Below are 4010 nucleotides of genomic sequence, written 5' to 3'. Positions count from 1 at the left end.
CTGTTTGCCACCGCCAACACTGTTGGCCTGGGCGATACGACCGGGCTTTATCACGGCACCCAGCAGATCAACCAGGGCCAGATGGACCGCTGGAGCATCGTCACAACGCTGAATTACCTGCCGCACCACACCGAAACCGCCATCGTGACCGCCAAGGTGAAGGAATTCGACACCGAGGCCGGCCGCAAGACCGTTTCGAACATGGTGCGCGTGGCCGACATGACCCGCGCCGGCTTCATGGGCGGCGACATTTCCACGGTGATGAGCCCGCGCACGGTGATCACCTGGGCGCAGAATGCGGTGATCTTCAACAATGTCGGCTTTGCCTTCCGGCTGTCGTTCCTGAACAAGTGCGACGAGGCCGAACGCAGCATTGTTGCCGAATATTATCAGCGCGTGTTCGGCGAGGATTTGCCGGAAAGCGTGGCGGTGAAGGCGAAGAAGTAGCGAATGGCTGAGACCAGCCCCATCGAGGATTTCCGTCAGGCGGTGGCCGCGTCGATGCGGGCGCTTGGTCATGCGCCGGATATGGAGCTGGCCTATACCGCCGACAAGCCGGGCTGTTTCGGTGAACAGGCGCGGGTGCCGCAGCCGGCGCGCGCACTGCCGCCGGAGCAAGTGGCCGAAGTGCGCGGCTGGGCCGACAGTTTCGCGCTGAAGCGGCGGTTTCACGATGCCAAGCTGCACGGCGCGGATCAGCCGGAATCGGGCCTTGCTCGCGATATCTGGAACGCGATCGAGCAGGCGCGGTTTGAATCGCTGGGCGCGGCCGAAATGGCCGGGGTGGCGCGCAATCTTGATCGCATGACCGAAATGCGGGTGCGCACCGATCCGATCGTGCGCGCCCGTTCCGCCGAGGAAGTGCCGCTGGCCACCGCGCTCGGCCTGATGGTTCGCGAACGGCTGACCGGTGCCGACGTGCCGCGCGCGGCGCAGCAGGCCGTGGACATGGTGCGCGGCCATATCGAGGCGCAGGCTGGAAAGCATCTCGATGCGCTGGCCGAAAATATGGAGAATCAGGCCGATTTCGCGCAGCTGATCCGCCATGTGCTCGCCGATCTGGGCCTGGGCGCAGATCCGGACGAGGCCAGCGACGAGACCGAGGAAGGCGCCGACGGCCAGGAGGAAGAACAGCCCGGCGAAGACAGCGAAGATCAGAGCCAAGAAGACGGCGGCGGTTCCGACCAATCGACCGAAACCCGCGCCGAAGACAGCAGCGATGCGCCGGAGGATTCCGAGCAACGCGAAGTCGAGATGGACACCGATGAAGTGTCCGACGCCGAGATGGGCGACGAGGGCCAGGAAGGCATGATGCCGTGGCGGCCCAACATGCCGCTGTCGGACCTGCCGCCCGATTTCGAATACAAGGCCTATGCCACCAAGCACGACGAAGTGGTGGGTGCCGCCGAGCTGTGCGACGACGAGGAACTGACCCGGCTGCGCAACTATCTCGACCAGCAGCTGCTTCCGCTGCAATCGGCGGTGACCAAGCTGGCCAACCGCCTGCAGCGCCGCCTGATGGCGCAGCAGAACCGCAGTTGGGATTTCGATCAGGAGGAAGGCATATTGGATGCTGCGCGGCTGGTGCGCATCGTCACCAATCCGGCCCACGCGCTAAGCTACAAGATCGAGCGTGACACCGAATTCCGCGACACGGTGGTGACGCTGCTGATCGATAATTCCGGTTCCATGCGTGGCCGGCCGATTTCCATCGCCGCCATCTGCGCCGACATCCTGGCGCGCACGCTGGAGCGTTGTGCGGTGAAGACCGAAATCCTGGGTTTCACCACCCGCGCCTGGAAGGGCGGCCAGAGCCGTGAAGCGTGGCTGCAGGCGGGCCGTCCGCCCAAGCCGGGCCGGCTCAATGATCTGCGCCATATCGTCTACAAGCAGGCCGATGCGCCATGGCGGCGATCGCGCAAGAATCTGGGCCTGATGATGCGCGAAGGCCTGCTGAAAGAGAATATCGACGGCGAGGCGCTGCTGTGGGCGCACGACCGGTTGATCGCCCGCAACGAAGATCGCCGCATCCTGATGGTGATTTCCGATGGCGCGCCGGTCGATGATTCCACCCTGTCGGTGAACAGCGGCAACTATCTCGAGCGCCACCTGCGCGCCGTGATCAAGCATATCGAAACCAAAAGCCCGGTCGAACTGATCGCCATCGGCTTCGGCCACGATGTTACCCGCTATTACCGCCGCGCCGTCACCATCATGGACGCCGAACAATTGGGCGGCACCATCATCGACAGCCTGGCCGCGCTGTTTGAAGAAGGCGGCGGCACAGGCAAGAGCAAGGCTGGTCGCGGCCGCCGTTAGAGCCCGACCGCTTCGGCCACCGCGACGCGCAGTTTCGCCTTCAGTTCGGCCACCACCGGCGCAAGGCCCGGATCGGCGATGCGATTGGTCTGTTCAAACGGATCGGTTTCCAGATCGTGGAACGCATCGCGTTCGGGATGCTGGATCCAGTGGATATATTTGTGGCGCTTGGTGCGGATGGCGCGATAGCCGGCATCATCGACCCATTCGAACACTTCATCGCCGCTATATTCGATATAGACATGATCGCGGGCCTGCCCGCCGGCACCGGTGAGCGCCAGCGCAAACGAGCGCCCCTGGATGTGCGCGCCAATCCTGGCGCCGGCCAGATCAAGGATGGTGGGCGCCAGATCAACGCTGGACACCAGCGCATCGACCCGGCTGCCCGGCTTTACCAGGGCCGGCGCCCGCACCAGCAGCGGCGATTTGATGGCTTCTTCGAATGGCAACCGCCGTTCCACGCTGAGCCCGTGTTCGCCATAGAAATAGCCATTGTCGCTGGTGAACAGCACGATCGTATTGTCGAGCACGCCATCGGTTTCGAGTTGCTGCATGATGCGGCCCAAACCGTCGTCGATGGACAACAGCATTTCGGCCCGGCCGCGCACGGTGGAATCGGCGGAACTGGCGTCGATCTCGGCCTTGTATCTGGCCCGGGTTTCCGGCGCATATTTGCGCGCCAGCATCGCCGCGACCTGGGCGTTGCCGGCAGGCAGCTGATCGGGCGGCACGTAATTGGCCCGGCGCGGCACGGTTTTTCCGGCATAGCGCCCGGCGTGGCGGGCAGCCGGAATGAAGCGGCTGGGCACATCCAGATCAAGCGAGCCATCGTTGCGCTGAACGGCGTCCGGGTGGATCGCCTTGTGGCCCAGATAGAGGAAAAATGGCTGATGGCCGGCGGCGGCGGTGTGCAGGAAGGTCAGCGACCGATCGGTAAGCAGATCGGTGATATAGCCGGGCACCTTGGCCATCCGGCCGTTTTCATGCAGCTGCGGATCGATGATCGCGCCCTGCCCGGCAAAGCTCACCCAATAATCGAAACCCGGACGCGGCGTTGCATCATTGCCCATGTGCCATTTGCCGACAAAGCCGGTGCGATAGCCGCTGCGCTGCAATTCACGCGGGAAGGTCTCCAGCCGATGGCTCAATTGGCTGCGGGCTTCGTTGCCGGCAACGCCGTGGCGCGACGGATATTGCCCGGTCAGGATCGAAGCGCGGTTGGGTGAACACAGCGGGATGGCGTGGATGGCCTGCGTGAACAGCGCACCTTCGCGGGCCAGCCGATCGATATTGGGGGTTTCCAGCCACGGGTGGCCGGCCGCGCCGAATTCATCGAACCGCATATCATCAACGACGATCAGGATGATGTTGGGGCGGGCGGTTGGCCGGCCCCGGCTGCCGGCTTCGAGTGCAAGGCTGGCGCCAATGGTTTTCAGCGCCTGCCGCCGGTTCATCCTGCCCATGGTGTCTATTGCCTCCTGCGCGTGTCCGGAATGCTAGGCGCTCTGCAGCGTGACCGCAAACGCCGCCGCAACTTCGTGGTTGACCCGTCGTAACTGCCTGAACAAGCCGCTGGCGCATCGATTCAAAATCGGCTTAAATGGTGGTCAACGGATCAAATGGTCGCAACACACTCGTTGCTGGGGGAATGCGTGATGAAGGACCGAGGCTCGTCAGCGACGACGCTGTCG

The 4010-nt window shown here is 63.7% G+C and carries 2 protein-coding genes and 1 pseudogene; 2 read left to right on the top strand and 1 reads right to left on the bottom strand.

Annotated features, from left to right (window positions below):
• Nucleotides 1-447, top strand: a pseudogene (locus RMO81_RS02650) (CbbQ/NirQ/NorQ C-terminal domain-containing protein); the annotation flags it as partial.
• A 3-nt stretch (nucleotides 448-450) separates the two neighbouring features.
• Nucleotides 451-2319 (top strand): cobaltochelatase subunit CobT, encoded by a 1869-nt coding sequence (gene cobT, locus RMO81_RS02645; protein ID WP_310474180.1) that lies wholly within the window; start codon nucleotides 451-453, stop codon nucleotides 2317-2319.
• Here the strand turns inward: cobT and RMO81_RS02640 are convergent.
• Nucleotides 2316-3782, bottom strand: a complete 1467-nt coding sequence (locus tag RMO81_RS02640; RefSeq protein ID WP_310474179.1) for a sulfatase — start codon at nucleotides 3780-3782, stop codon at nucleotides 2316-2318. The genes cobT and RMO81_RS02640 overlap by 4 nt on opposite strands.
• Between the last annotated feature and the right edge of the window lie 228 nt (nucleotides 3783-4010).

Origin of the sequence: Sandarakinorhabdus sp. (genome assembly GCF_031422795.1) — a bacterium.
In the GTDB taxonomy this organism is placed as follows: Bacteria; Pseudomonadota; Alphaproteobacteria; order Sphingomonadales; family Sphingomonadaceae; genus Sandarakinorhabdus.
The sequence above is the reverse complement of the archived record's forward strand: the minus strand, read 5'-3'. Positions and strand labels throughout refer to the sequence as shown.